The sequence below is a fragment of the Peribacillus sp. SRI_006 genome, from assembly GCF_057586375.1.
In genome coordinates, this window is the sequence record NZ_JBYCZT010000017.1 from 62,704 (window position 1) to 84,823 (window position 22,120).

Genomic DNA, 22,120 nt, shown 5'->3' on the forward strand with positions numbered 1-22,120 from the left:
ACAAGAATGGAGATGTAATGTAAATGAATAAAACAAACCGCGCAGTCATATGCGTTGGGGAGATTTTGATCGATTTTTATTGTACAGATATTGATGTTAATTTAATGGAAGGTAATCATTTTCTAAAGAAAGCCGGGGGTGCACCAGCGAATGTCGCAGCTGCTATTTCAAGGCTAGGTGGGGAAGCAAGTCTTATTGGAAAAGTAGGAAATGACCCATTTGGATTATTTTTAATAGAAACGATAAAAGAGGTGGGGGTTGATACATCGATGATTGTTACTGATGATTTGGCACCAACTACTTTAGCATTTGTTTCTTTACAAGCAAATGGTGAAAGGGATTTTGTATTCAATAGAGGAGCGGATCGAAATTTAACAGAGGATAACTTATACCTAGATAGATTAAGTGGTGCAAAGATCATTCACTTTGGATCTGCAACTGCATTTCTGGAAAACCCTTTTAAAACAACTTATTTAAAGGCAATGGAATTTGCACGAAATAGGGGAATCTTCCTATCGTTTGACCCTAACTTCCGACATGATTTATGGAAAAATAGAGTGGCTGAATTTATTAGTTTAGCCAGAAAGGGTATATCAATGGCTGACTTTGTAAAAGTAAGCGAAGTAGAGCTTGAACTAATCACAGGAAAAATGGATAAATATGATGGAATAGCAATGCTCCATCATTTAGGGGCAAAAATAGTGGCTGTTACCCTTGGATGGGAAGGCACTCTTCTTTCAAATGGAAGTGGAATGAGTGTAATAAACAGTGTCGAAGTAAATTCAATTGACTCAACTGGTGCTGGTGATGCATTTGTCGGTGCTGCTTTATTTCAATTTGCAAACCTTGAGTCCTATGACACAATTCTTAGTGATTTTAGTAAACTTAAAGAGATCATTCTTTTTGCAAATAAAGTAGGTGCCGTCGTGTGTACAAAGGTAGGAGCGATTTCTTCGCTACCAAACGAAGAAGATATATATAAGATTTAGTCTACATCGTATTATTTCGGATTGTGTAAAAATCGCGGTAGGAGGTCTAGGTGCATCGCGATTTTTAGAGGAATCCGAAGAGGAACTGATGCTCATGTGATTACAAAGCATATACAAGACGGAATCATTAGACAACATTCAATACCGAATCTATACGGAAAAGTCAAAACAGTATTCATTTACCGAAAAGGTAAGTATGTAACTGCGTCTTTAATTAAATTCATCAATATAAAATGTGATGAGGAGGAATTGTTAGATAATAAAAGGTTAATTTAAATGGAGTGATATTTCCTTCAATTTACAAAGATTGTGAAGGAATGTACTTCAACTAACAGTGCTTTAGTTCATTAAGGAATACCAAAATGATTAATCTTTTTTATAAAAGAATAATCTAATTAAATAGTATAAGGGCATGTTTTGATTAATCGTTTTCAAAATATGCCCTTTCTATTTATTCATTTTTATTAAGGTTGCTTCTAAAAAAAAATACCCTCGAAAAAGGGTGGAGTTTGATTGAATTACTAGTAGGATAAAGAGTGGAAGTACATGGAGTTTAAAGTTAACAAACAATAATAGGTAGAAGTTGGTTAGTTACCAATTGTACCAAACTACAACTCCTAATATGATGATTGGGATACAAGCCATAAAGATACCGTAAAAAGAAAGTTCGAAGTCCTCAGGATTTCCCATAAAAGCTCTTAGACCTGCTCTATCTAGGGAAGTTTTTTTTATTTTATGTTTTTCCACTTCTTTATTACTCATAAATGCATTCCCCCTTATCCAATATAAATCACTTTAATTTTAACATATATATACATTTAGGTATAAATTTGTATTTTATTTTATTTATCTTTTGAATGTACAATCATTACACTTATCGTACTCAAATTAGTTAAAAAAAGTACCCCTTATGCAACTAAAGGGGCAGGATAGTTTAATAAGAGTAATGGTTTTTTGTGGTAAAATAAGTAGTAAAAGGATAATTGGGAGGGTGACTATGGAGGGGTTGGAAATATACGATTTTTTAAGATTAGTTTTTATTACTTTTATAATTAGTTTAATTGTAATTTCTATTATTTTATTGGTTCAAAAGAAACGAAGTAACCTAGTTAATGGATTCACAGTTAGTATTACTTCGATAATTTCAATAATTGTTTCTGGTATTAATCTTATTATTATGGGGTACATAGCTGATGAATTAAATTTAGCAGGAGACGTTATTTCCTCATATTTATTTCTTATAATTTTAGGGTTAAGCATATTTAATTTGTTTATTTACTTAAAAAATAAAAACAGTATTATTAGTGCCTAATAAATTCTTAAAGTATCATGTGTTTTACTTCAATAATGGTGTTGCTTTTGGAGCTCTTCTTCTTATGGAACTAAAGGTGCAGTTTAGTTTAAGACTTTTAGAATCAAACTATCCGTTGAAACTTTTTTAGGAAAAATCTCGTATACAGATATAGGAAAATGGTTTTTAGAAACAGGAGGAACAGGTTATGTTTATAGGGGATATTATATTTCAAGTTATTGTTTTCGGAGGTATAGCATTAATTTTAGGTGTTTTAGGTTATTTATTTTTAAAGAGGACCAAGAAAAGCTAATTAAATTTCTAATTCAAGTAACGGGTGCGTTAGCTGAAGATCGGAGCTGTCTTTAAGGCAGCTTTTTCTTATGGCACTATAGGTGCAGGTTAGTTCAACAAGCCTTAATTAAGAAACATTTTCATTTCAAACTTATTTAGAGCAAGGTTATTTCTTGCTTTTTTATTTGTGTTTTAAAGTTGCTTTTTATTCAAAAAGGGTATTTCTTGTTGAAAAATAACACTTTTAGTGTAAAATTACACTAAAAAGGAGTGTTTAGTATATATGGAAAAAGAAGAGTTCATCCATTTAATATCAGAAAAAATGAAACTTGTCCGAACTGAACAAGGTTTTTCTCAAGATAAGATGTCTGAAATTCTAGGGATTTCAAAAAAAACACTAGTTCAAATTGAAAAAAGAAGAACAGAAGCCAATTGGACCACCGTTGTTGCATTTTGTGCTTTGTTTAATCATAGCGAATTGTTGATATCATCAATAGGTGACAATCCAGTAGATTTTGTTCAGTTAATTGCTAGCAAAAATGGTGGTACGCCTAAAGAAAAAACAATGGGCGGTAAGATATGGTGGAAAGAGATCGAGTATAGAGAGGATTTTCGTTTGCAACAAAATTTGATTAGTAACCATTACCGTATATTGGATCAATATGATTATCGTTGGCATAGTTCTTTTAATAAAGAAGAGAGTTTAAGTCGTTTAAATGAATTACAGGAGGCGGGGACTATCGAGATAGACAGAGGTACAGGAATGGATATATGAAGAATAAGATTTTAATAACAATATTGATAATCAGTATAGGGTTTAATTTGTTTTTATTTGGCAGATGGTTTATTTTTGAACATGCTTATGAACCGTCCGAAAGTGAACAGGTCATTTTAAGTGAAATGGTGCTGAAAACAGTTGAGAGTAAAGAGTATAAAAAGTTAGCAGAAAAAGAGAATATTATCGCTATTGATGCAAACATGGATAAAAATAAAGGTGGAAAGTTCCCCTACTATTTTGGAGTAAGTGTCCGTACTGACATACAAACTTATCTGTTTGCTTGCAGTAATGAACAATGCTCAGAAATGGAAAGCGCAGGCACGACCTATTCTCGATATAAAGACGAAGATCCCCGAGTTCCATTTGAAAAATAGAGAAAAGTCAAAATAACTGAAATAAAAGAAAGCCCCCTTCCTTACATAACAAGGATCGCAGGCTTTCTTTATTCTTATAGGTGTTTAATTTCCAAATCGACTTTTTTAATAGAATTACTTTTTAGGTTTTTTATTTAAAATAGTGCGCAGTTCATTGATATCATCATCAGATAGGGTATCTTCGTGAATGAATTGGACAAGCATGGATTTCATGGTCCCTCCATAGATACGTTTGATAAATGATTCGGTCTCGGCACGCTGGCACTCTTCCTGTGAATAGAGCGGGTAAAAGGTGTAAACTCTTTGATCTTTATTGACACCTACTACATCTTTTTGAACCAATCGATCGAGAAGGGTCCGTATGGTTTTCGGTTTCCAATCGGTACTTTCCTGTAAGGAAAGTATGATGTCATTCGCTGTTTGAGGGGCTTTATCCCAAAGTACGTTCATGATTTCCCATTCTGATTCTGATATACTAGGAATGTTTTTCTCCATATTTCTCCCCTTCATTTTCATTATAGATTCCTAAATCTTTTAAAATTGATAAAGTGATTTCTCCCGCTTTGCTTCCGGATGAATCATCTTCATTTTGTATATTGGTAGCAAAGAAATAAGTGTTGTTCTTCGTCTCTACATACCCGATAAACCAACCATTGATGTTTTTTCCATTCACTGCTCCTGTGCCTGTTTTTCCTGATAGGCGAGCTTCTTCATTCTTTTCTATGAGCAGTGCTTCCTTCACGGCTTGGATATGCCTTTCCTTATATCCAAATTGATTGTTATAAAAGGCTTGCAGCAGCTGGACTTGTTCGACTGGAGAAATTTTTAATGAGGATTCGTTCCAGAATTCACTAAGTTCCCCAGATACATCGGAATTCCCATAGTTTATCTCTTGTAGATTGGATTGAATTGTTTCAAATCCTGTTCGACGATCTAATTCTTGGAAATACCAGTTTACAGATTTTTGTAAAGCAGATGAAACATCCTGATCCATATTCCAAGCTTCATAGGGTTGCTCCGTCCCATCCCATGAAAGTTTGGATTCTTCGGGTGATATCACATTTGATTCTAGAGCAAATAAGGCACTATAGATTTTATATGTGGAATCAGGTGATACCCGCAAAGTGCTTTTCTCTTCATTAAAAATGCGATATTGCTGTGCGTTATGATCATATAAAACAAAGCTTCCATCATACCCTTTAAAGAATTGCTGTAAATCCTCATGAACTACTCCGTCATTTTTAAAATAGTATCGGTCGTTTTCCGTCGCAAATGCGGAAACGAAAGGTAATTGGATTATCAAAATGATACTGGCCAACACATAAATGAAGACGCTTTTTCTTAATGATTTTTTTGCGGAATGCTTATAGGCAGAAATTTGTTCAATTCGTTTTTTGATTTGAAGCTTCGAACCGTTTAATTGTGTCACCAACTGTAGATTACTTGACCGTTTTGAAAGATCCAAAAAATTAATGATAGTATTTCCATATTCACTAATGGAATGATCATCCAGTACCTGTAAAACAGATGTATCACATGCGATTTCCCGATCCAATCTCATTTCTCTAAAAGCAAGCCAAACGAGGGGATTAAACCAATAAATGATTTGATAGAACAATATCACGTAATTTGTCAGCAAATCCTTGTTTTTATAGTGATTCAGTTCATGAAGAAAGATGTACTCGTAATTTTTCAAGCTAAGCCAGTTTTCATGCTGAGAAGGTAAGACGATATATGTTTGAAAAAGCCCGAATATCATTGGAGATTGGACTCTATTCGAAATAACAATCTCTATTGGTTTTCTTATCTGCAGTCTTTTCTTGCATTCTTCGAAAAGCACGAGGACTTCTTGATTGGAAAACGGAGAAGAATCATTCTTAATCCTTCTGATTGTGAGCCATCCACGAACCATAGTAAAGGTAAATAAAAGCATCCCTGACAACCATAAACCCATCACTCCCCTATTAAGTAAGGACAGGTCCGGCCGATTGACCGATACAGAAAAGTCTTGTATGAGGTGCAGGCCCTGCATCATATCGGTCCCGGTTTTTTCCATATTAGAGCTGGGTGCATTAATTTGATTTATGTCCCCGCTGCTAAAGAGAGAACTAAAATTATATAAATCAGTAGGTATGAAAGGAAGTGCTAAAGCCATAAAAAGAAACATCCACAAATGATAGTGCCATTTTGCAGTTAATTGTCTTCCAAACCATTTTCGTATAAGGAGGATAACAGTAACGGAAAATGAAGACACCAATAGACCTATTATAAAGTAGGTTAAAAACATGTCCTTCAATACCACCTCTCTTGACTTTTAAATTTATAAAACAGGTTTATAGCAAATTTATAGTGGCTTGATGGTAAAAAAATAAAGAATTGACTTTCTTTGATTACATATGTAATACTATACTACAGATGTAATCGGACTACAAACGTAATCTGTTAAAACTCCTTGCATGAGGTTGTTTTTTCAATTCGTACATAAGAGTCTAATCAAATAATTAGGAGGTTTACATGATGAACAAAAGATGGTTTTATCAAATACTGGCACCAATAGGCTTGGTGCTTATGGTTGCAGGCTGCTCAGATGAGGAAAAACAGGTTGTACAACAGTCGGAAACAGAACAAACCGGGGGAACTAACCAAACATCGGAAAATAATACGGCAAAAGAAGCCACAATCAAGAAATTTGAACAACTTGAGAAGGAATATGATGCAAAGCTTGGGGTCTATGCCATTGATACAGGAACGAAAAAAACCGTGGAATTTCATGAGAACGAACGATTTGCGTTTACATCTACTCATAAGGCTCTGGCTGTAGGGGCACTTTTACACCAGAAATCAATAGAAGACCTTAATCAAAGAATTACCTATACAAGTGAGGATCTTGTTAATTATAATCCGATTACCGAAAAGCATGTTGATACGGGGATGACTCTTAAGGAGCTTGCTGATGCTTCACTTCGATACAGTGACAATACTGCTGGAAACCTTATCCTTGAACAACTGGAGGGACCGGCTGGATTTAAAAAAGCACTGGAGGGAATTGGAGATAATGTTACCAAGCCTGAGCGAATCGAGCCAGATTTAAATGTAGTTAATCCTGGTGAAACGCATGATACGAGTACACCGATAGCACTTGCTACTAGTCTTCAGGCTTTTACATTGGGAGATGCACTTCCAACTGAGAAACGTGAACTTTTAATAGATTGGATGAAGAGAAATACTACTGGAGATGCGTTAATTCGTGCTGGAGTGCCGAAAGGTTGGGCAGTGGCTGATAAGACTGGTGCAGGATCATATGGTACGCGAAATGACATTGCGATCATTTGGCCATCAAAAGGAGATCCTATTGTTCTTGCTGTACTTTCAAGTCGTGATGAAAAAGAGGCTGATTATAACGACGAGCTTATTGCTGAGGCGACAGAAGAAGTAATTAAGGCCCTTAAAGTCAAAGGTAAATAGAAAATGATTGTGCTAAAAAAGGTTACGTTAAGTAGCCTTTTTTGGTGGATTAATTCCTATAATGAGTGTTATGGTGACCCTTCTTTAACGCCCATTAACGTAAGCCTTTCATCATCTGTATTGCTATGAAGACATAACGAAGCGACGCTTTTTTATAGAGCCAAAGGGGCAGGATGGAGGAGGGAAATAATGGTATGATATGGTATGTAGACTAAGGAGGTTGTTATATGAGTTATAAGAACACACTTATTACCATTTCAGAGGATTCAAAGGTTTCTTCAGCAAAGGTCCCTGTCATCAGAAACGAAAAACCGACCATTGCTTATATTGAGCATGATTTGATTAACAATAACCCCTATAAATTTACACAAGAAGACGTCCAATTCAAAACATATTTAATCAAAAATCAAATGGAAGCCGAAAATGCAGCTGAACTTCGAGAACAGTTCTTTTCAAAATCCAAGGCGTGCTTCAGGGCTTCTCCTTTAGTGAAAAATTATGGTTGGGGAATTCATTATAATAACCAAGGGAAAATTGCGATATATGATGTTAACAGTGAAATGTATAACCAGTTGCTTAAGCAAGAGGACATTACAAAACTTAAAGGCATGCGCTCCAAAAGAAAATAGATGCAGGATCGTTCAAAACGAAGTGACTGGAACTGTAAAGCGATGAAGATGACGAAACTTAAAACATGCTTGAAGCTAAGAAGGTATAGTCATTTTTAATCATTTTAATAATCAGTTTATTCTGATATTATAAAAGGGATAAAATGGGAGGAGGAAATAACATAAAAAACTTATTTTCAATCTTAAGTATGTTTGTGTTAGTTCTGGTAGGTGGAATGGTATTAGGCAATTCTTCTGCACAAGCAAGTGTTCCTCAGTATTCTTTTCAAACAGAAGATGGAAAATGGGATGGTGAAATTGGAAATCCTAACAGAGGTAGTGACTTACAGGTAGAACTGGTTTCCCCAATCTATTTAAAGACTTCTTCTGGAAGTAAGTTGTTGACTAATTATAGTAACATATGGTCCCGTCTCTGCAATGCCAGTACTGGAAAGTGCACAGGCTATCATAGCTTAGCTGGCGGAAAGACCTTATTCACAGATATGAGAATCGGTAAATTTTATGTAGATGTGAAAGATGGATACTCTTCTGGAAGAGTATCTGGAAAACTGCAAATTGTTTTCAAATAACATGTAATACTAGCTACCCACTCTTAATGGGTAGCTTTTTATCATGAAAAAAATCGAGATCGGACTGGAAAGGCTTTTGTGGATTGTTTGGTGGCAATATACAAAAAGGTACACTTTAAACTGAGTGCACCTTTTTGTTTTATGAATTATATATTTCTCTGTTCATATTCACGATATCTTTATTTGCGAGGGGGAAGCTAGAAGCTGATAACTTCTCTATTACCTTATCCCGCAGGAATGGGGCTTTTTCTTTATTTGCTTTTTCCAATGCTTTTGTTAGTTCTTCTTTTGTTAGTTCTGTGCAGTATGCAGGAGTTCCTGGCTGCTGTCTCCACGAATCACTTAAAGAACCACTATCCACTGTGTCGAAGCCTAGCTGGTTTACTACGTCCATGATTATTTGTTTTTGTGATACGTCATTACCAGCAATCGCCATGGCAATGCGTCCGCTAGTACCTTCGGGGGTTCCCTCATTTTCTAAAGTATGGGCTAACAAGTTGTTGAAAGCTTTGATGATAGGTTTACCTAATTGATTGGAAACCCAATCACTTTCAACCATCCCGTTCTCAATTTCTGCAATTTTTTGGTCTCTGCCAGGGTAATAATTTGAAGTATCTACGACGATTACTTCCTCCCCAACTTGCTCGATAATGTTCCGAATGCTTGGCAGTGCTGTTAAAGGGAGAGATATTATAAGAACTTCAATATTGGTCATTACATCTTCTATAAGGACAGGTGTTCCAGCAAGCTCTTTTCCTTCTAAATGTTCAATTCCTCGTGCATCTGCAATTTTTACATCATGTCCATTCTTAACCAATTTTTTAGAAATAATCGACCCGATTGTTCCAGCACCTATAATTCCAAATTTCATCATTTCTCCTCCTAAAGAATTTGTATATCAAAGAGTTGTTCTGCTTAAAGTTAACAATGATATTTTTATCTGAATCAATATCACCACTTTATCTATTCGATATTAAAAATATTGAGTGTTTTTATTACATATACTAGAATATAACCAATTCTCATTTCTTTGAAGAAGGCAATAAAAATTGCCATAGTACATTTTTTTGTACCTAAAAGTAGAAAGCAGGTGAATAGATGTCTAGAATATGTAAGGATGGATTTGACAAAAAGTGTATAAAGGAACAGAGAGAAGTATATGGCATTGCCTATACCCAAAACATACTATCTGGACGTTGGAAATATCTCATTCTTTGGTTTATAAAGTCCAAAGAGCGCCGTTATAGTGAAATCAAAGCTTTTTTAGGGGATATTTCACAAGGTTCTCTTACAAAGCAACTTCGAGAACTAGAAACAGCTGGTTTAGTTAATCGCAAAATTTATCCAGAGGTTCCTCCTCGTGTTGAGTATTCATTATCCTCAAAAGGGGAAGAACTCATTCCTATTATTGATTTAATGGAAGAATTCGGAAAGAAGTTTGGGGAGCAGGTAGACTAACCAAAGCTAACACATCCATCGTTAACCCCAGAATTTAAAAAAACGAAATGGTATAAAGTAAAAGTTGCGGGAGGGAAAACGTTCTAACGCAGCTTTTTCTTTTACCAAAAAAATTTGACTAAAAGTAATCAAGAGCTGATCAGAAGCTCTTTTTCTTATGGCACTAACGGGGCAGGATATTGAAGAGTGCTCTTTGCCTTTCTTCAACAAGAAGGATATTTTCTTTTTTTCGAGAATTAGAATGTAAGAATACAGGATATTGCAAAATAACAGGAACAAAGGAGGTATGAAATATGAAGATCCACAGAATAGATCATGTAGGTGTAATCGTAAATGATCTCTCTGCTGCTAAAGAGTTTTTTCTCGATTTTGGACTTGAAGTGCAAGGGGAATGGGAAATGGAAGGAGATTTGATGGATCGGATGAGTGGGCTTAATGACGTTAAAGTAGCATGTGTAGGCTTGGGGAAGCCAGATGGTCAGGCATGGATAGAACTAATTAAATTTTATACGCCGTCAGATGAAAAAGATAGTCAGCAACCTTTTGCAAATACCCTGGGCATCCGGCATATTGCATTTGCTGTTGAAGATATTGAAGCTCTTGTTGCCAAATTGAAAAAGAAAGGTACGGAAATCTTTAGTGAGATACAACAATATGAAGATAGTTATAAGTTATGCTACTGTCGTGGACCAGAGGGAATTATTTTAGAGTTGGCGGAGAAAATCAAATAAATTAGGGGTAATTAATGGTTGTTGGGCTTAAACCCTTGAACTGGAAATGTAGGGGATATACATTACTTTGTTTACTGGATATCACAAACCACCCTTAAAATAGGCGGCTTGTGATATTTGTCATTCTTGTTTTATAAATAAAGAACCTGCTGTATAAAAGTCATTGATGTTTACCCTCTGTTAATTTTCATGAACAGCAATTCTCCGTTTACTTAGGAAACTTTATAAATAATAACACCACTAATCCTGAGATATATTAATAACAGCAATAATGCAACAATGCATATCGTTCCGATTGAAGCTAAAACATTAAGGATTTTATTTGCTTTTGTACTGAACAGCTTACAAAAAACAATATAAACTCCAACTCCCATAATTCCACCTAATGTATTTCCCATAAAGTCAGTTATATCACTAGCTCCTATAGCAAAGATGAATTGCAATCCTTCAAATAACAAACTAACTCCTACTATTACTGTAATCCTTTTCAAGAAAGACCAATTTGGTTTCAGCATACTGATATAAATTCCAAATGGGATAAATGCAAGTACATTGTAGAGTGCTACAAAAGTGAACCAAAAAGAAGGGTTTTGAGTGGAGTTATTATTTGGGATTTAATGCTTATTATTGGAACCGATGTCCATTTCAAACGTAAGTAAAGTAAAAGACTTAAGTTTGGGAGGCATAATATGAGGCAGCTTTATATAAAGCAGAAGGTATTCAGTCTTAGCGGGAAATTTACAGTAAAGGATCAGCAGGAGAAGGATATATATTACGTGGAGGGAAGTTTTATGCAAGTTCCAAAGACTTTCTCCATTATGAATACAGCAAGAGATGAGATAGCACTCATTACGAAAAAGGTGTTCAGCTTTTTACCAAAGTTTTTGGTCGAGGTGAATGGTCGAGAGGTATTAACAATAAAGAAGGAATTTTCCTTCTTAAAAGCACGATATACAATTGATGCAGCAGGCATTGAAGTACATGGAAATTGGTGGGATATGGAATTTAAAGTTTTACAGCATGGTAAAATCGTAGGTAAAGTGGGCAAGGAGTGGTTCACTTGGGGCGATAGCTACAAGGTTCAAATAATAGATGAAGAGATGGAAACCATCATTATTGCACTCGTTGTTGCAATTGATTGTGTGAAGGCTGATCAAGCCGCTGCTTCCTCAACGGCATCGAATTAAAGTGGAAAAAACACGGCTCGATTCGATTCGGTGAACCGTATCATAAAAAAATGACAAGGCATAGGGTATCAAGGTTTTATATTCGTTCTTCAGTAATCGGGCCCGATTCTTGACTAAGTTGCTTTTCTTATAGAACTAACAGGCTGAAGATCGGAGCTGTCTTTAAGGCAGCTCTTTCATTATGCAGCCAAAGTGGCAGGTTAGTAGCATAATGAAAATTAAAATTTTGAGGTAAGATTTGTTATCTATGTAGATTAGGGAGGATATTGAATAAATGAGTAATTGGTTATTCATTCTTTATGCTGTAATTTTAGGAATAGTATCTACGTTTACTGGGGAAATAGTAACCTTTGTAATGTTGGGGGTTATTCTAATTGCATTGAATAATATAAATTCAACTCTAAAAAAGATTTATCTTCAAAATAATGAGAGAAGTAATAATGAAGATAGATAGAGTAAAAATAAATTGATTTAAACCTAACCGGTGCGTTAGTTCAATAACAAGGGTTGCTGCGGCAGCCTTTTTCTTATGCAAGTAAAGGGGCGGGTAAGTTGAGGATATAAATGAGAATGGGGATTTAATTATTCAAATAATCACTAAGCCTGAAAATTATGGAGTAATTTGTGTATCAGTTCATAATTTTTTTATTTTCGGTCTCAGGGATCATTAAAATTTAAAATACATTTCTTTCTGATTTTCTAATGATCAATAAAGAAGGGGCTGTCTCAAAAATCGTAAAAAATGATTTTAGTTTTTGCTCCCAAATGTTAAATTTACTTGACACAAAAAGAAATAAAATGCATAGTTTAAATCATAAGTAGTAAGTGATAAGTAATAAGTGGTAAGTGATAAGTGATAACAGTAAGTCACATTATTGAATGGGACTAAAACTAATGAGAGGTGTTCTTTATGAAGGATATGGAAATTTCGCAAAAATATTTATTATTAGCACTAAATGATAAAGGCAGTGTTGCTACTATCGGTAGTATGAGGGTTCGTGCTTTTATGGTTGCAAGTGGCATTTTAGAACTTACAGCAGAAGATATTGTTTCGTTTTCGGAGAATCAAGTGATGGTAAAACAAGATTTACCAAGTAATAAAGAGTATTTGGGTTCAATCTATAATATGATTTCCGAAGATAATCCAATATCCCTGAAAAAATTAGCAAGGGGAATGGTCACTAAACGAAATGTATTCAAGGAATTGTTCAACGCGGTCGGTGATTCTTTAGTGGAGTTGGATTTGGTCTCCAAAACAAATGCTGGCCTATTAGGACGATCCAACCACTTTATACCCAGTGAAGGTGCAAAAAAACTAATTGTAGAACAAATTCGTGCAGAATTATTAGAAGAGGGACCTGTTTCAACCGATACAGTTGTTCTTTCAAGTTTGTTAATAGGCAGTCGTATGTTGAAGAACTATTTCAGTAAATTCGAGGAAGAAGACCTTAATGACAAATTATCTATGCTTCGCAATGATACGGCTAACAAAGAAATCTTTGCAATGATTGATGCGTTATCACACACAATTACTACGATCATTGCTTCTGCTTCGGCAGGTTCATAAGGGGGGATTTAAGTGTCAAGGAGACGTTCATTAGAAGATATTTTGAAATCTGAGTATATATCTATCGGTGAACTGGCTCGAATAACTGATTTGAGATACAGTACATTAAAATATTATACCGAAGCTGATTTAATTCCATTTGAACAATTAGATGAAAACTTAACACGTCGTTACCCTCGAGAAGCAGCAGTGGAAAGAGTCGAGACTATTAAAAGTTTAAAGAAATCTGGTTTAACCATTGCGGAAATTAGAGATAAAATAGAGAAACAAAGTTAACAAAGTATTACTTTTTTGAGTATCGATTAGATCAAAAAAAAGGGTTACTCAGTTGAACAACCCATAATAGTAATAATAAGTACCGGTTACACCTTTACCGTGGTGAAAACCGGTTATTTTTTACACATCTACTTAGCGTTTTGCTGGTGCTACCCTTAATGAACTGACAGGTGATGTTAGCACCATAAGAGGGCCAGGAAATGGTATAATTAAACATATCCTAAGGAGGTAGATTAAATTTAAGAAAATCCTTATGTTATTTGGAGTAACTTTCATAGGTCTTTTTTCTTTCCAATCTGATTTAGCAAATGCGCCAGTACCAGTAGATGAAGAAGTTATTCTTTTACCCGGAAATGACACATTAGTTGAAGATGACATTGAAACAGCCAAAAAACAAAGAGAAAAAGCGATGCAAGACATGGCAGATCACCCGGAATTGTTTCAATTTGCAACTGAAATTGAATGAATAAATAAGGACTTCTTTATTGCAAAGGGGTTCTTTTTTTGTTCATTTCTCTTGTTGAACTATGGGGGCAGGTCAGTTTAGTTCAGTTCAGTAAGGGTTATGGAATGGTCAGTTACTAGTAATTATTTCCCCGAATTAATTCACGCTATATACACTTACAATAACTAATTCGAAGGCTAGCACCATTACTTCGTAGTCAAAAAGGTGCGACTCCTTTAACTTACATAAAACAATTACGCTAAGAGTGAATAAGTATATTATTTACTTTCTTTGTTGACCATAGTTAAGAGTGTTAACAGTATTAGAATTTAGGGGGGCCCTGCATTTATGAAGGCTGTAACTTATCAAGGACCAAATCATGTACAGGTTAACCAAGTAGAGGATGCAAAATTAGAAAAAAAAGACGATATTATAGTTAAGATTACTTCTACTGCTATTTGCGGATCTGATTTGCATTTATATCAAGGTAACATGCCATTGCCCCCAGGATATATTATTGGCCACGAACCAATGGGGATTGTAGAAGAAGTTGGACCTGAAGTGACAAAAGTAAAAAAGGGAGACCGTGTTGTCGTTCCCTTTAATGTTTCATGCGGACATTGCTTTTATTGCCAACATGAAATGGAAAGCCAATGCGATAACTCAAACCCTCATTATGATTCTGGCGGATACTTTGGTTATACTGAGAAGTTCGGTAACCATCCAGGTGGTCAGGCTGAATATTTAAAAGTCCCTTTTGGAAACTTCACTCCCTTTGTTATCCCCGAGTCATGCGAATTGGAGGATGAGTCACTGCTCTTTTTATCGGATGTTCTGCCAACAGCTTATTGGAGTGTAAAAAATGCAGGTGTAAAATCAGGCGATACAGTTATTGTTCTTGGATGCGGACCTGTTGGGCTGATGGTACAAAAATTTGCCTGGATGGAAGGTGCAAAGCGTGTAATAGCAGTTGATTACTTGGATTACCGAATCAATCATGCGAAAAAGATGAACAATGTTGAGGTATTTGAGTTCACAAAATACCCTGATATGGGGGAACATTTAAAAGAGATCACACATGGTGGGGCAGATGTCGTCATCGATTGTGTTGGTATGGATGGAAAGAAATCACCCCTAGAGTTTCTGGAACAAAAATTCAAACTGCAGGGCGGAACCCTTGGGCCTATTCAAATTTCTACTAAAGCCGTCCGAAAGTATGGGACAGTGCAAATGACTGGTGTTTACGGAGGTAACTATAATCTATTTCCATTAGGTGCATTTTGGGTTAGAAATATTAATCTTAGAATGGGACAGGCTCCAGTCATTCATTTTATGCCTGAATTGTTTAAAAAAATAACAAATAACGAATTTGACCCAAGAGAAATTATCACACACAAAATGTCCCTTGAAGAAGCGAGTCATGGTTATCGAATTTTTAATAATCGTGAGGATGAATGTATAAAAGTCGTTTTAAAACCGTAATACTCTTCTCTTTCCAAAAGGCTGTATTCACATACTTTGTTGCTATTTGCCAGGTAGTGAGTTGTGGTTGATTTCCCCTCCAGATGCTCGCTTTCCTTGGTGCGGGCGGTGAGCCTCCTCGACGTAAACGCCTGTGGGGTCTCACCTGTCCCGCTGCTCCCGCAGGAGTCTCGCACTTCCGCTCCAATCAACCTTAAATAGTTTCGTTTTAAAAACATCAATCTTTACGAAAAGAGCCTTCCAAAAAGACTTCATACTGTGTATGGAAGTCTTTTTTTGTAAAATTTTTTTATGGATAGGCGAAAAGTGGAAGTCTGAGTCCCATCTTTGACATTGGCAGGAATCATTCATCATTAAGTATATCAATCATTAACTAGGGGCAAATACAGAGGTTGCTGCTGCAACTCTTTTTCTTAAGGCATTAACGGGGCAGGTTGATTCAAGAGTAGTGTTTGGTCTTTGTTCAACAATTGGACCATTTTGTGGAAAATCAGCAGAAACTTTTGAGGTCTTAATCAAAATAGTAATTAATCTATGGGAGTTGTAAAATAAAGGTAAGAATAGTTCTGGGGGGATTTATATCAATTATAATGCTATTAATCTTAGCGAGAAACTGTCCAAATTCAGTGAACACTGGTCGCCCAAAGTCATTGGTGAAATGAATGACTATCAGTTTAAGTTAGTTAAGATTCTGGGGGATTTTGTATGGCACGATCATAAAGACACCGATGAGGCATTCATCGTGATAGACGGCGAGATGTCCATCGCATTCCGCGATGGAGAGGTTAAACTTTCCAAAGGAGAAATGTATGTGATACCAAAAGGTGTGGAGCATAAGCCTTATGCTGAAAAGGAATGCCATATAATGCTGGTAGAGCCTAAAGGTGTAGTCAACACTGGTGAAACTAATTTTAAACTAACTGCTGAAAATAATATATGGATTTAAACCGATAATTTTCCTGTTACTATCTTTGGATCAACATATAAAAGGAAGTTACATATTTTCTGCAACGGGAGCGATTCTTTAATAAGAATCGCTTTTCTTAATGAACTAACGGGTGCGTTAGCAGAAGATCGGAGCTATCTTTAAGTCAGCTTTTTTTCTTGAACTATCGAGGCAGGATAGTTCAAGAAGAATTAACACAAGAAGGTCGTCAATGAAGACAGTCTTCTTGTGTCAATTTTTTTTAGAATAAGGGATTTCTAATTGGAATATTATGTTAAAGTTAAAGCGAGCAGAGCAGTTTTTAGGGTATTGATGGTGAGCGAAATGGGGGAAATGATTATCTTCGAGAAAAGTCCTATGATTCATTAAAACTAAAACAGTTTAAATGATAATTCTTAAGGGGTGTTTATTTATAGTTATAAATAGAAATAAACATGAGAGTTTAATTGGGAGCGCTCTGTTCATTGTAGAGGTAGAGATTTACGAACTCACTGGTCTGGCTGCCGAGGTGACCTCATGACAGAAATGAAAAAGCAGCCAATTTCACATTTGATGAAGAAGCGTAGATTTTGGGGTTATGGTGCCGCTATAGCGGTAATGCCTTATCTGTTAATCAAAATAGCCTGGACGTTCGGTTTCTTCATGCCGACCGAACAAATGGGCGACCCAAGTTGGCGCACTGCAAACGCAGTAACAATGGTTCTAGCTGCAGTTGGTATCTTGTTAGCATTGGCGTTTAGCATGACATGGGGTGAGCGACTGCCCGCCTGGTTGGTTGCCTTGCCCGTCTGGGTAGGTACTGGTTTACTTATTCCCATGCTGTTGCTGGCACCTGTGCTTGGTCCTGCTGCTATGATACGCGATCAGAAGGCAGGTGCTGCTAACGTTTGGGTATATGAGCAGATCTTCGTAATGGCCTCACTGGTTGGAGTCGGCATCTGCCTACCTTTCGCCTTAGCTGGATACGCTAAAGCGCGTTGGCCAGAGGCATTTGCTGATCCAATCGACATTGAATTACTCCCGGGCAACAGCCAGAAACTGCATATCACCTTGGCTAGGCTTGTCGCGGCTGGCTGTATCCTGCTTGGATTTATTAAGCTATTCTGGGCATTTGGCGGAACTATTGGCATCAACCCAGCCATGTTGGATAACCGCGATTTATGGTGGCACCTATTGTCGTTGAGTACCGGTGTGTGGGCCTTCGCGGGGGCGTGGGGTTTGTTGGTATTGACCACTCGCCGCGGGTCGAAGCGGTTCCTCCCTCCTATGGCAGCAGCATGGATCTCGTCGGGAATGCTGTTCTCTTATAACCTCTTTAACCGCTTGGCCGCCACTCGCCCCGATGCACAACCTGCTCTAGAGAACCCGCTTGCATATGTACTAACCACCGAGTTAGGTAGCGTCTTGGGAGTGATGATGGGAATAATCATCCTGATGGTACTGCACGACCGCCGGAGAGCAATGCGTAGTTTTAGAAGTAATTAACGTTCCTAATATTGAATTATATATTTATAAAAAGAAAATAAATTAAATGAAAAGGCCCCCAATTTTAGGGCCTTTTAAATGTACGATTCTTTACAGTATCATACATTAAAATCAAGAAAAAAAATTCCCTTGTTCAGCTAAAGTGCACGTCGTACTAGAAAATGGTCACTGATGAGACCGCGATCTAGGTGAGCGAGCCAAAAAATGAAGGCATCCTCATAAGTGAAGAAGAAGTCGTGTCAGAAAATAAATAATTCCCAATCAAAAAACCACACATCATGGTGTGGTTTTCATTTTTCTTCCTTTTATGCTTCTTTTACATCCATTCCCTTCATCATCGAACGGTCTTGGAGGCTTTCGGAACGCATGCTATATGCCACGAGCTTCTTCTTGTCCTGTTTTACGACATCCACATGGTCACCGTACACGAACACCAATAACCGAATATCCTTTTTGCCTTTTTTCGTATCGATGACCAATGGCTTAACACCGCTCTCTGGATGTAAAAACAAGGAATCGTTTCCGGGAAATATATGATTTTTCTTCAAAATCATCGCGTGGTTAACATCCTGAATCACTTGGTTCTTCTCTTCCCCTTCCAATCGTTTTCCGTCCATCGTGATCACGGTATTCTCGTCACTAAGTGTTGGATGCATCTTAAATTTATTCAAAAGCCAATTGACGACATCGGTTGGAAGGCAGGTAACAACTAGTTTAAATATCGTCATAATAATGGTCAAAATCAAAACGGGTCCTGTCATTTTTTCATCATCTCCGTATGTTATAAATGCCTCATGATAAGTAGCTGCCTCTATATTACCAAAAGAATGGCCATTTTTTCTTTCGAAAATATGTCCATTCTCGCAACGTTTTCCTTTTGGGGCGTGCGGTATAAACTAACGGACAGGGGGTTGCTTCCGCAGCTCCTTTCATATTGAAAAGGGAAGATTAGTGTATTCATAACGGGTGCCTTATTACAAGGGTTGCTGCGGCAGCCTTTTTTCTTATGGCACTAACGGGGCACGATCGTTTAAGAACGAATGGGTTTTTAATGGTAAAATTAACCTGGTTATAGTGATTAAGTGGCTTACCTGCAGTATAGAAAATAAAATAGGAGTTGTTTTTATGTTTGACATTGCCTTGATTTTGTTTATAGCTTCAGCTGGGGGAGTTATTGCTATTACCGGATTCCTCGTTATATTAGGTCGAAGAATTTTAGAACCTAAGAAAGAACTTCAACAAAAAATCGAAAAACTAGAAGAAGAGGTTCAAAAATTAAAAAATCACAAATAAAAACTAGCTTTAATGAACTAACAGGTGACGTTAGCTGAAGGTCAGAACTCTTTAAGGCAGCATTTTTAAAAATGTTTTAATGAGAGATAATTTGAGGGGGAATTTTCAATGAGTAAAGCAATCATTTTTGATATGGATGGAACCTTATTCCAAACAAATTTAATTTTAGAACCTGCCCTAGAAGCAACATTTGAAGTACTACGAAAAGAAAATTTATGGGATAAAAAAACACCGATTGAACAATATAGGGGAATTATGGGTGTGCCACTACCGGTTGTATGGGAAACACTTTGCCCAAACCACTCACTGGAAATACGAGTAAAGAGCAATGAGATTTTTCATAAAAAGCTTATAGAACTAATCCAAGCACAAAAAGGTGCATTATATGCTGGTGTGGAGAGCACATTAAATGAGTTAAGTAAAAAGTATCCCTTATTTATTGCCAGCAATGGTCAGATAGAATATTTACAAACAATTGTAGAAACTTATAATTTGGATAGGTTTATTCAAGATACATATAGTATCCAACTAATTAAATCTGGGAATAAATCAGATTTAGTGCAAATGGTGAAAAATAAAAATCAAATTGGAAAAGGTTACGTTGTCGGAGACCGGTCTTCGGATATATCTGCTGCTAAGGATAATGAACTTATTGCAGTTGGTGTGAACTTTGACTTTGCTCAAGAAGATGAATTAAAACAAGCAGATTTTGTAGTGAATAACTTCAAAGAAATCTTAGAGTTAGTTTAAATTCTAAATGGCCGCCAATTGGCGGCCTTTTGAAATACGATTCTTAGTATTATCATACTTTCATATTCAAGTGAAAAACTACCTTTAATGAACTAACGGGGGCAGGATAGCTCAACAAGGGTTTGTTTATTTTTATCTTTTTAAGAGAGATAATTTTATATATTGGAGGGAATTATGAGGGGAATTACTTTGTCTAATGGAAAAACAGTTGAAGTCGAATGTTTAAGTTGTGCTTTAACAAGTGGGGAAATAGAACCGGATGGTGGTGTAATAATCGAAACTGAATATTTTCATGCTCACCAAGACGTTGCATATCCCATTAAAGGTTTAGTAATTTTAGCATCTAAACGCCATATTAAGTGCTTTGACGAGCTAAATGACTTAGAAAAGGTTGATTACATAAACTTATTATCTAAGATTAGAAAAGCTCAAAGGGAAGTATTAGGGATAGAACATGTTTATTACTTTTATAATGAAGATACTACCCACCATTTTCATACTTGGATGGTTCCTCGATATGAATGGATGTACGATTTTGGACGTTCTGTGGAATCTGTTAGACCAGTTTTGCTCCATGCAAGAAACAAATTGAATACTGATGAAAATGTAAAAAGTGTACTTGATGGAATTAAGGCTTTAAAAAAAGAACTATACACTTAATCCTTCCTTGTCCCACTAACAGTTGCTTTACATCGATAAGAGAGTTGCTTTGGCAGCTCTTTTTCTTATGGCACTATCGGGGCAGGATTGAATCCATACAGTAATATGGTGTTATTTGAAGACGCCTCTCATGCTATCAATGGGGGGTACCCTGAAAAGTTGTTACAAACGATTGAAGACTTTCTAAAACATATTGAATAAGGGGTATGACCACGGCAATTTAGTTCCAGGCATCTCATGATAATATAGTCATCGACACAAATGTGAATTGGTGATTATCGTGAGAACTTTGGTAGTTCATTAAGGATTACTAAAAATAATCAAACTATTTTATAAAAATTGTATCTAAGGAAAGAATTCATTTATTCAATATTTTTACATTCAAGAGGGGATTTTGGTCAATCTTGATTTAAAACTACACATAGACATTAATATTTTTGTAAATGGCTACTTGGAGAATTATAAATAGGGATAGTCCAATCACTATCCCTAACAATACATATGATTTCGATTAACGAGTTCTTCCGCCTAATTGTTGTTCAGCCATTTGCACTAGACGTTTTGTAATTTCTCCACCAACAGATCCGTTTGCACGAGATGTTGTATCAGCGCCAAGTGTAACACCGAATTCACTAGCGATTTCGTATTTCATTTGTTCTAGAGCTTGCTCTGCACCATTAACTACTAATTGATTATTGTTGTTATTTCTAGCCATGTTGTCAGCTCCTATGAATATAATGTGTTGCTGGTTATAGGTTTTGATATTGTTAAGAGTTATATACATAGATTTCAAAATAAATTAAGGCAATGATTAATTGAAATTAATACCATCTGTGGATTTAGAAGAGAGAGGAGAGGAAAACATTGAAGTCACCGGGTCGCGGAAGGGTTTCAGAAGCGATTATGAAAACAAATGATTTGCAATATCTTCGCTCAGGGTTAAGAGTCAAATGTGAAAAGGATGTAAATCCATCAGTAAGACGGACGTGCTTAAGCTTTGCGGTTTGGTTGCGTACATATATGGAATTTCTTATAAGGGTTGTTGTATATCTAAAAACGGATTATCAACTTAAAACGAGAGATACAAGAGAACTGGCAAGTGCTACTTTTTTTGCACCTTATGATAAAACTGTTGAACCATACATAAGAATTGAAACAGGTGATTATGAAGAATTAGTTTCAGAAAGAGGAAAAAATGATGCTTTATGGGCAATTTTAAGCAGCATGGCTCATGAGATAATCCATGGCTAGAAGATAAGGAAATGGATGAGAAAGAAGCAGAAAACGGAAGCGAAGAATTATTAGATAGTTACTATCGATTTTTGTGATTTGATTTTCTTGTTGAACAACAGATGCGTTAGCTGCAGATCGGAGCTGTCTATAAGGCAGCTTTTTCTTTATTCACTATCTGGGGGAAATAATTGAATAAAACTTAACAGTTCTTAGGAAAC

28 protein-coding genes are annotated in these 22,120 nt (G+C 36.2%); 21 read left to right on the forward strand and 7 right to left on the reverse strand.

The window, feature by feature from the left end:
- Positions 1-23 precede the first annotated feature (23 nt).
- Complete coding sequence (locus AC2YHV_RS22490; RefSeq protein ID WP_487374207.1) at positions 24-989, forward strand: carbohydrate kinase family protein; 966 nt, start codon at positions 24-26, stop codon at positions 987-989.
- 591 nt (positions 990-1,580) lie between these two features.
- On the opposite strand, the gene AC2YHV_RS22495 is transcribed toward AC2YHV_RS22490, so the two are convergent.
- Positions 1,581-1,751 carry a hypothetical protein gene (locus AC2YHV_RS22495; protein ID WP_170956545.1) on the reverse strand — a complete coding sequence of 57 codons (171 nt, stop codon included), beginning with the start codon at positions 1,749-1,751 and terminating at the stop codon, positions 1,581-1,583.
- A gap of 235 nt (positions 1,752-1,986) precedes the next feature.
- Here AC2YHV_RS22495 and AC2YHV_RS22500 point away from each other — a divergent pair, with 235 nt between their 5' ends.
- From AC2YHV_RS22500 to AC2YHV_RS22510, 3 genes are all read left to right on the forward strand, one after another.
- A complete protein-coding gene (locus tag AC2YHV_RS22500; RefSeq protein ID WP_487374208.1) occupies positions 1,987-2,301 on the forward strand; it encodes a hypothetical protein in 315 nt (104 codons plus the stop codon).
- Between the two features lie 556 nt (positions 2,302-2,857).
- Entirely contained in the window at positions 2,858-3,349 is a 492-nt protein-coding gene (locus tag AC2YHV_RS22505; RefSeq protein WP_487374209.1) for a helix-turn-helix domain-containing protein, read from the forward strand.
- On the forward strand, positions 3,346-3,726 hold the full coding sequence (locus AC2YHV_RS22510; protein ID WP_098937195.1) for a hypothetical protein: 381 nt from the start codon (positions 3,346-3,348) through the stop codon (positions 3,724-3,726). Before AC2YHV_RS22505 ends, AC2YHV_RS22510 begins: the two co-directional genes overlap by 4 nt.
- Positions 3,727-3,840: 114 nt before the next feature.
- On the opposite strand, the gene blaI is transcribed toward AC2YHV_RS22510, so the two are convergent.
- Positions 3,841-4,221, reverse strand: coding sequence for a penicillinase repressor BlaI (blaI, locus tag AC2YHV_RS22515; protein WP_034304552.1), 381 nt, complete (start codon positions 4,219-4,221; stop codon positions 3,841-3,843).
- Positions 4,202-6,013, reverse strand: a complete 1,812-nt coding sequence (locus AC2YHV_RS22520; protein ID WP_487374210.1) for a BlaR1 family beta-lactam sensor/signal transducer — start codon at positions 6,011-6,013, stop codon at positions 4,202-4,204. Before AC2YHV_RS22520 ends, blaI begins: the two co-directional genes overlap by 20 nt.
- A gap of 230 nt (positions 6,014-6,243) precedes the next feature.
- On the opposite strand from AC2YHV_RS22520, the gene bla reads away from it, so the two are divergent.
- The 3 genes from bla (at position 6,244) to AC2YHV_RS22535 (ending at position 8,389) form a co-directional block, all read left to right on the forward strand.
- Complete coding sequence (gene bla / locus AC2YHV_RS22525; RefSeq protein WP_487374211.1) at positions 6,244-7,191, forward strand: class A beta-lactamase; 948 nt, start codon at positions 6,244-6,246, stop codon at positions 7,189-7,191.
- Between the two features lie 227 nt (positions 7,192-7,418).
- Positions 7,419-7,820 (forward strand): DUF6157 family protein, encoded by a 402-nt coding sequence (locus tag AC2YHV_RS22530; protein ID WP_268938172.1) that lies wholly within the window; start codon positions 7,419-7,421, stop codon positions 7,818-7,820.
- Positions 7,821-7,963: 143 nt separating this feature from the next.
- Positions 7,964-8,389: a hypothetical protein gene (locus AC2YHV_RS22535; RefSeq protein WP_194719387.1), complete on the forward strand. Its 426-nt coding sequence runs from the start codon at positions 7,964-7,966 to the stop codon at positions 8,387-8,389.
- 139 nt (positions 8,390-8,528) lie between these two features.
- On the opposite strand, the gene AC2YHV_RS22540 is transcribed toward AC2YHV_RS22535, so the two are convergent.
- Positions 8,529-9,260: an NADPH-dependent F420 reductase gene (locus AC2YHV_RS22540; RefSeq protein WP_487374212.1), complete on the reverse strand. Its 732-nt coding sequence runs from the start codon at positions 9,258-9,260 to the stop codon at positions 8,529-8,531.
- A 227-nt stretch (positions 9,261-9,487) separates the two neighbouring features.
- On the opposite strand from AC2YHV_RS22540, the gene AC2YHV_RS22545 reads away from it, so the two are divergent.
- Together AC2YHV_RS22545 and AC2YHV_RS22550 are read left to right on the forward strand one after the other, a co-directional pair.
- A complete protein-coding gene (locus AC2YHV_RS22545; RefSeq protein ID WP_057277250.1) occupies positions 9,488-9,847 on the forward strand; it encodes a winged helix-turn-helix transcriptional regulator in 360 nt (119 codons plus the stop codon).
- A 293-nt stretch (positions 9,848-10,140) separates the two neighbouring features.
- Entirely contained in the window at positions 10,141-10,578 is a 438-nt protein-coding gene (locus AC2YHV_RS22550) for a VOC family protein (RefSeq protein ID WP_098186383.1), read from the forward strand.
- 212 nt (positions 10,579-10,790) lie between these two features.
- On the opposite strand, the gene AC2YHV_RS22555 is transcribed toward AC2YHV_RS22550, so the two are convergent.
- Positions 10,791-11,192, reverse strand: a complete 402-nt coding sequence (locus AC2YHV_RS22555; protein ID WP_487374234.1) for a VanZ family protein — start codon at positions 11,190-11,192, stop codon at positions 10,791-10,793.
- Between the two features lie 75 nt (positions 11,193-11,267).
- Here AC2YHV_RS22555 and AC2YHV_RS22560 point away from each other — a divergent pair, with 75 nt between their 5' ends.
- The 8 genes from AC2YHV_RS22560 (at position 11,268) to AC2YHV_RS22595 (ending at position 17,966) form a co-directional block, all read left to right on the forward strand.
- Complete coding sequence (locus AC2YHV_RS22560; RefSeq protein ID WP_413010278.1) at positions 11,268-11,765, forward strand: LURP-one-related/scramblase family protein; 498 nt, start codon at positions 11,268-11,270, stop codon at positions 11,763-11,765.
- Between the two features lie 274 nt (positions 11,766-12,039).
- A complete protein-coding gene (locus AC2YHV_RS22565; protein ID WP_063575085.1) occupies positions 12,040-12,219 on the forward strand; it encodes a hypothetical protein in 180 nt (59 codons plus the stop codon).
- Between the two features lie 456 nt (positions 12,220-12,675).
- Positions 12,676-13,332 carry a GPP34 family phosphoprotein gene (locus AC2YHV_RS22570; RefSeq protein WP_487374213.1) on the forward strand — a complete coding sequence of 219 codons (657 nt, stop codon included), beginning with the start codon at positions 12,676-12,678 and terminating at the stop codon, positions 13,330-13,332.
- A gap of 12 nt (positions 13,333-13,344) precedes the next feature.
- Positions 13,345-13,608 carry a helix-turn-helix domain-containing protein gene (locus tag AC2YHV_RS22575; RefSeq protein ID WP_283929369.1) on the forward strand — a complete coding sequence of 88 codons (264 nt, stop codon included), beginning with the start codon at positions 13,345-13,347 and terminating at the stop codon, positions 13,606-13,608.
- Positions 13,609-13,861: 253 nt separating this feature from the next.
- Positions 13,862-14,074, forward strand: a complete 213-nt coding sequence (locus AC2YHV_RS22580; RefSeq protein ID WP_487374214.1) for a hypothetical protein — start codon at positions 13,862-13,864, stop codon at positions 14,072-14,074.
- Positions 14,075-14,401: 327 nt separating this feature from the next.
- Positions 14,402-15,535, forward strand: a complete 1,134-nt coding sequence (locus AC2YHV_RS22585) for a zinc-dependent alcohol dehydrogenase (protein ID WP_072273612.1) — start codon at positions 14,402-14,404, stop codon at positions 15,533-15,535.
- 580 nt (positions 15,536-16,115) lie between these two features.
- Positions 16,116-16,481: a cupin domain-containing protein gene (locus tag AC2YHV_RS22590; protein ID WP_034304537.1), complete on the forward strand. Its 366-nt coding sequence runs from the start codon at positions 16,116-16,118 to the stop codon at positions 16,479-16,481.
- A 516-nt stretch (positions 16,482-16,997) separates the two neighbouring features.
- Positions 16,998-17,966, forward strand: coding sequence for a hypothetical protein (locus tag AC2YHV_RS22595; RefSeq protein ID WP_487374215.1), 969 nt, complete (start codon positions 16,998-17,000; stop codon positions 17,964-17,966).
- A 305-nt stretch (positions 17,967-18,271) separates the two neighbouring features.
- Here the strand turns inward: AC2YHV_RS22595 and AC2YHV_RS22600 are convergent, their stop codons facing one another.
- Positions 18,272-18,727 carry a YfmQ family protein gene (locus AC2YHV_RS22600; protein ID WP_063577605.1) on the reverse strand — a complete coding sequence of 152 codons (456 nt, stop codon included), beginning with the start codon at positions 18,725-18,727 and terminating at the stop codon, positions 18,272-18,274.
- 364 nt (positions 18,728-19,091) lie between these two features.
- Between AC2YHV_RS22600 and AC2YHV_RS22605 the strand changes: the two genes are divergently transcribed.
- The 3 genes from AC2YHV_RS22605 to AC2YHV_RS22615 all read left to right on the forward strand — a co-directional run bounded on the left by AC2YHV_RS22605 (position 19,092) and on the right by AC2YHV_RS22615 (position 20,669).
- Positions 19,092-19,259, forward strand: a complete 168-nt coding sequence (locus tag AC2YHV_RS22605) for a hypothetical protein (protein WP_156500246.1) — start codon at positions 19,092-19,094, stop codon at positions 19,257-19,259.
- A 108-nt stretch (positions 19,260-19,367) separates the two neighbouring features.
- Entirely contained in the window at positions 19,368-20,009 is a 642-nt protein-coding gene (locus tag AC2YHV_RS22610; protein ID WP_063575089.1) for an HAD hydrolase-like protein, read from the forward strand.
- A gap of 174 nt (positions 20,010-20,183) precedes the next feature.
- On the forward strand, positions 20,184-20,669 hold the full coding sequence (locus AC2YHV_RS22615) for an HIT family protein (RefSeq protein WP_400448882.1): 486 nt from the start codon (positions 20,184-20,186) through the stop codon (positions 20,667-20,669).
- Positions 20,670-21,180: 511 nt separating this feature from the next.
- Here AC2YHV_RS22615 and AC2YHV_RS22620 read toward each other — a convergent pair.
- Positions 21,181-21,384, reverse strand: a complete 204-nt coding sequence (locus AC2YHV_RS22620; RefSeq protein ID WP_034315006.1) for an alpha/beta-type small acid-soluble spore protein — start codon at positions 21,382-21,384, stop codon at positions 21,181-21,183.
- 149 nt (positions 21,385-21,533) lie between these two features.
- On the opposite strand from AC2YHV_RS22620, the gene AC2YHV_RS22625 reads away from it, so the two are divergent.
- Positions 21,534-21,920 carry a hypothetical protein gene (locus AC2YHV_RS22625; RefSeq protein ID WP_487374216.1) on the forward strand — a complete coding sequence of 129 codons (387 nt, stop codon included), beginning with the start codon at positions 21,534-21,536 and terminating at the stop codon, positions 21,918-21,920.
- The last annotated feature ends 200 nt before the right edge of the window (positions 21,921-22,120 follow it).

Excerpts from the sequence above, each read along its gene's own strand:
- AC2YHV_RS22580 (WP_487374214.1), top strand. The coding sequence starts at position 13,862 with ATGTTATTTGGAGTAACTTTCATAGGTCTTTTTTCTTTCCAATCTGAT.
- AC2YHV_RS22540 (WP_487374212.1), bottom strand. The coding sequence starts at position 9,260 with ATGAAATTTGGAATTATAGGTGCTGGAACAATCGGGTCGATTATTTCT.
- AC2YHV_RS22610 (WP_063575089.1), top strand. The coding sequence starts at position 19,368 with ATGAGTAAAGCAATCATTTTTGATATGGATGGAACCTTATTCCAAACA.
- blaI (WP_034304552.1), bottom strand. The coding sequence starts at position 4,221 with ATGGAGAAAAACATTCCTAGTATATCAGAATCAGAATGGGAAATCATG.
- AC2YHV_RS22500 (WP_487374208.1), top strand. The coding sequence starts at position 1,987 with ATGGAGGGGTTGGAAATATACGATTTTTTAAGATTAGTTTTTATTACT.
- AC2YHV_RS22600 (WP_063577605.1), bottom strand. The coding sequence starts at position 18,727 with ATGACAGGACCCGTTTTGATTTTGACCATTATTATGACGATATTTAAA.
- AC2YHV_RS22620 (WP_034315006.1), bottom strand. The coding sequence starts at position 21,384 with ATGGCTAGAAATAACAACAATAATCAATTAGTAGTTAATGGTGCAGAG.
- AC2YHV_RS22605 (WP_156500246.1), top strand. The coding sequence starts at position 19,092 with ATGTTTGACATTGCCTTGATTTTGTTTATAGCTTCAGCTGGGGGAGTT.
- AC2YHV_RS22595 (WP_487374215.1), top strand. The coding sequence starts at position 16,998 with ATGACAGAAATGAAAAAGCAGCCAATTTCACATTTGATGAAGAAGCGT.
- AC2YHV_RS22570 (WP_487374213.1), top strand. The coding sequence starts at position 12,676 with ATGAAGGATATGGAAATTTCGCAAAAATATTTATTATTAGCACTAAAT.
- AC2YHV_RS22560 (WP_413010278.1), top strand. The coding sequence starts at position 11,268 with ATGAGGCAGCTTTATATAAAGCAGAAGGTATTCAGTCTTAGCGGGAAA.
- AC2YHV_RS22585 (WP_072273612.1), top strand. The coding sequence starts at position 14,402 with ATGAAGGCTGTAACTTATCAAGGACCAAATCATGTACAGGTTAACCAA.
- AC2YHV_RS22505 (WP_487374209.1), top strand. The coding sequence starts at position 2,858 with ATGGAAAAAGAAGAGTTCATCCATTTAATATCAGAAAAAATGAAACTT.
- AC2YHV_RS22490 (WP_487374207.1), top strand. The coding sequence starts at position 24 with ATGAATAAAACAAACCGCGCAGTCATATGCGTTGGGGAGATTTTGATC.
- AC2YHV_RS22530 (WP_268938172.1), top strand. The coding sequence starts at position 7,419 with ATGAGTTATAAGAACACACTTATTACCATTTCAGAGGATTCAAAGGTT.
- AC2YHV_RS22520 (WP_487374210.1), bottom strand. The coding sequence starts at position 6,013 with ATGTTTTTAACCTACTTTATAATAGGTCTATTGGTGTCTTCATTTTCC.
- AC2YHV_RS22565 (WP_063575085.1), top strand. The coding sequence starts at position 12,040 with ATGAGTAATTGGTTATTCATTCTTTATGCTGTAATTTTAGGAATAGTA.
- bla (WP_487374211.1), top strand. The coding sequence starts at position 6,244 with ATGAACAAAAGATGGTTTTATCAAATACTGGCACCAATAGGCTTGGTG.
- AC2YHV_RS22510 (WP_098937195.1), top strand. The coding sequence starts at position 3,346 with ATGAAGAATAAGATTTTAATAACAATATTGATAATCAGTATAGGGTTT.
- AC2YHV_RS22495 (WP_170956545.1), bottom strand. The coding sequence starts at position 1,751 with ATGAGTAATAAAGAAGTGGAAAAACATAAAATAAAAAAAACTTCCCTA.
- AC2YHV_RS22545 (WP_057277250.1), top strand. The coding sequence starts at position 9,488 with ATGTCTAGAATATGTAAGGATGGATTTGACAAAAAGTGTATAAAGGAA.
- AC2YHV_RS22550 (WP_098186383.1), top strand. The coding sequence starts at position 10,141 with ATGAAGATCCACAGAATAGATCATGTAGGTGTAATCGTAAATGATCTC.
- AC2YHV_RS22535 (WP_194719387.1), top strand. The coding sequence starts at position 7,964 with ATGGGAGGAGGAAATAACATAAAAAACTTATTTTCAATCTTAAGTATG.
- AC2YHV_RS22615 (WP_400448882.1), top strand. The coding sequence starts at position 20,184 with ATGAGGGGAATTACTTTGTCTAATGGAAAAACAGTTGAAGTCGAATGT.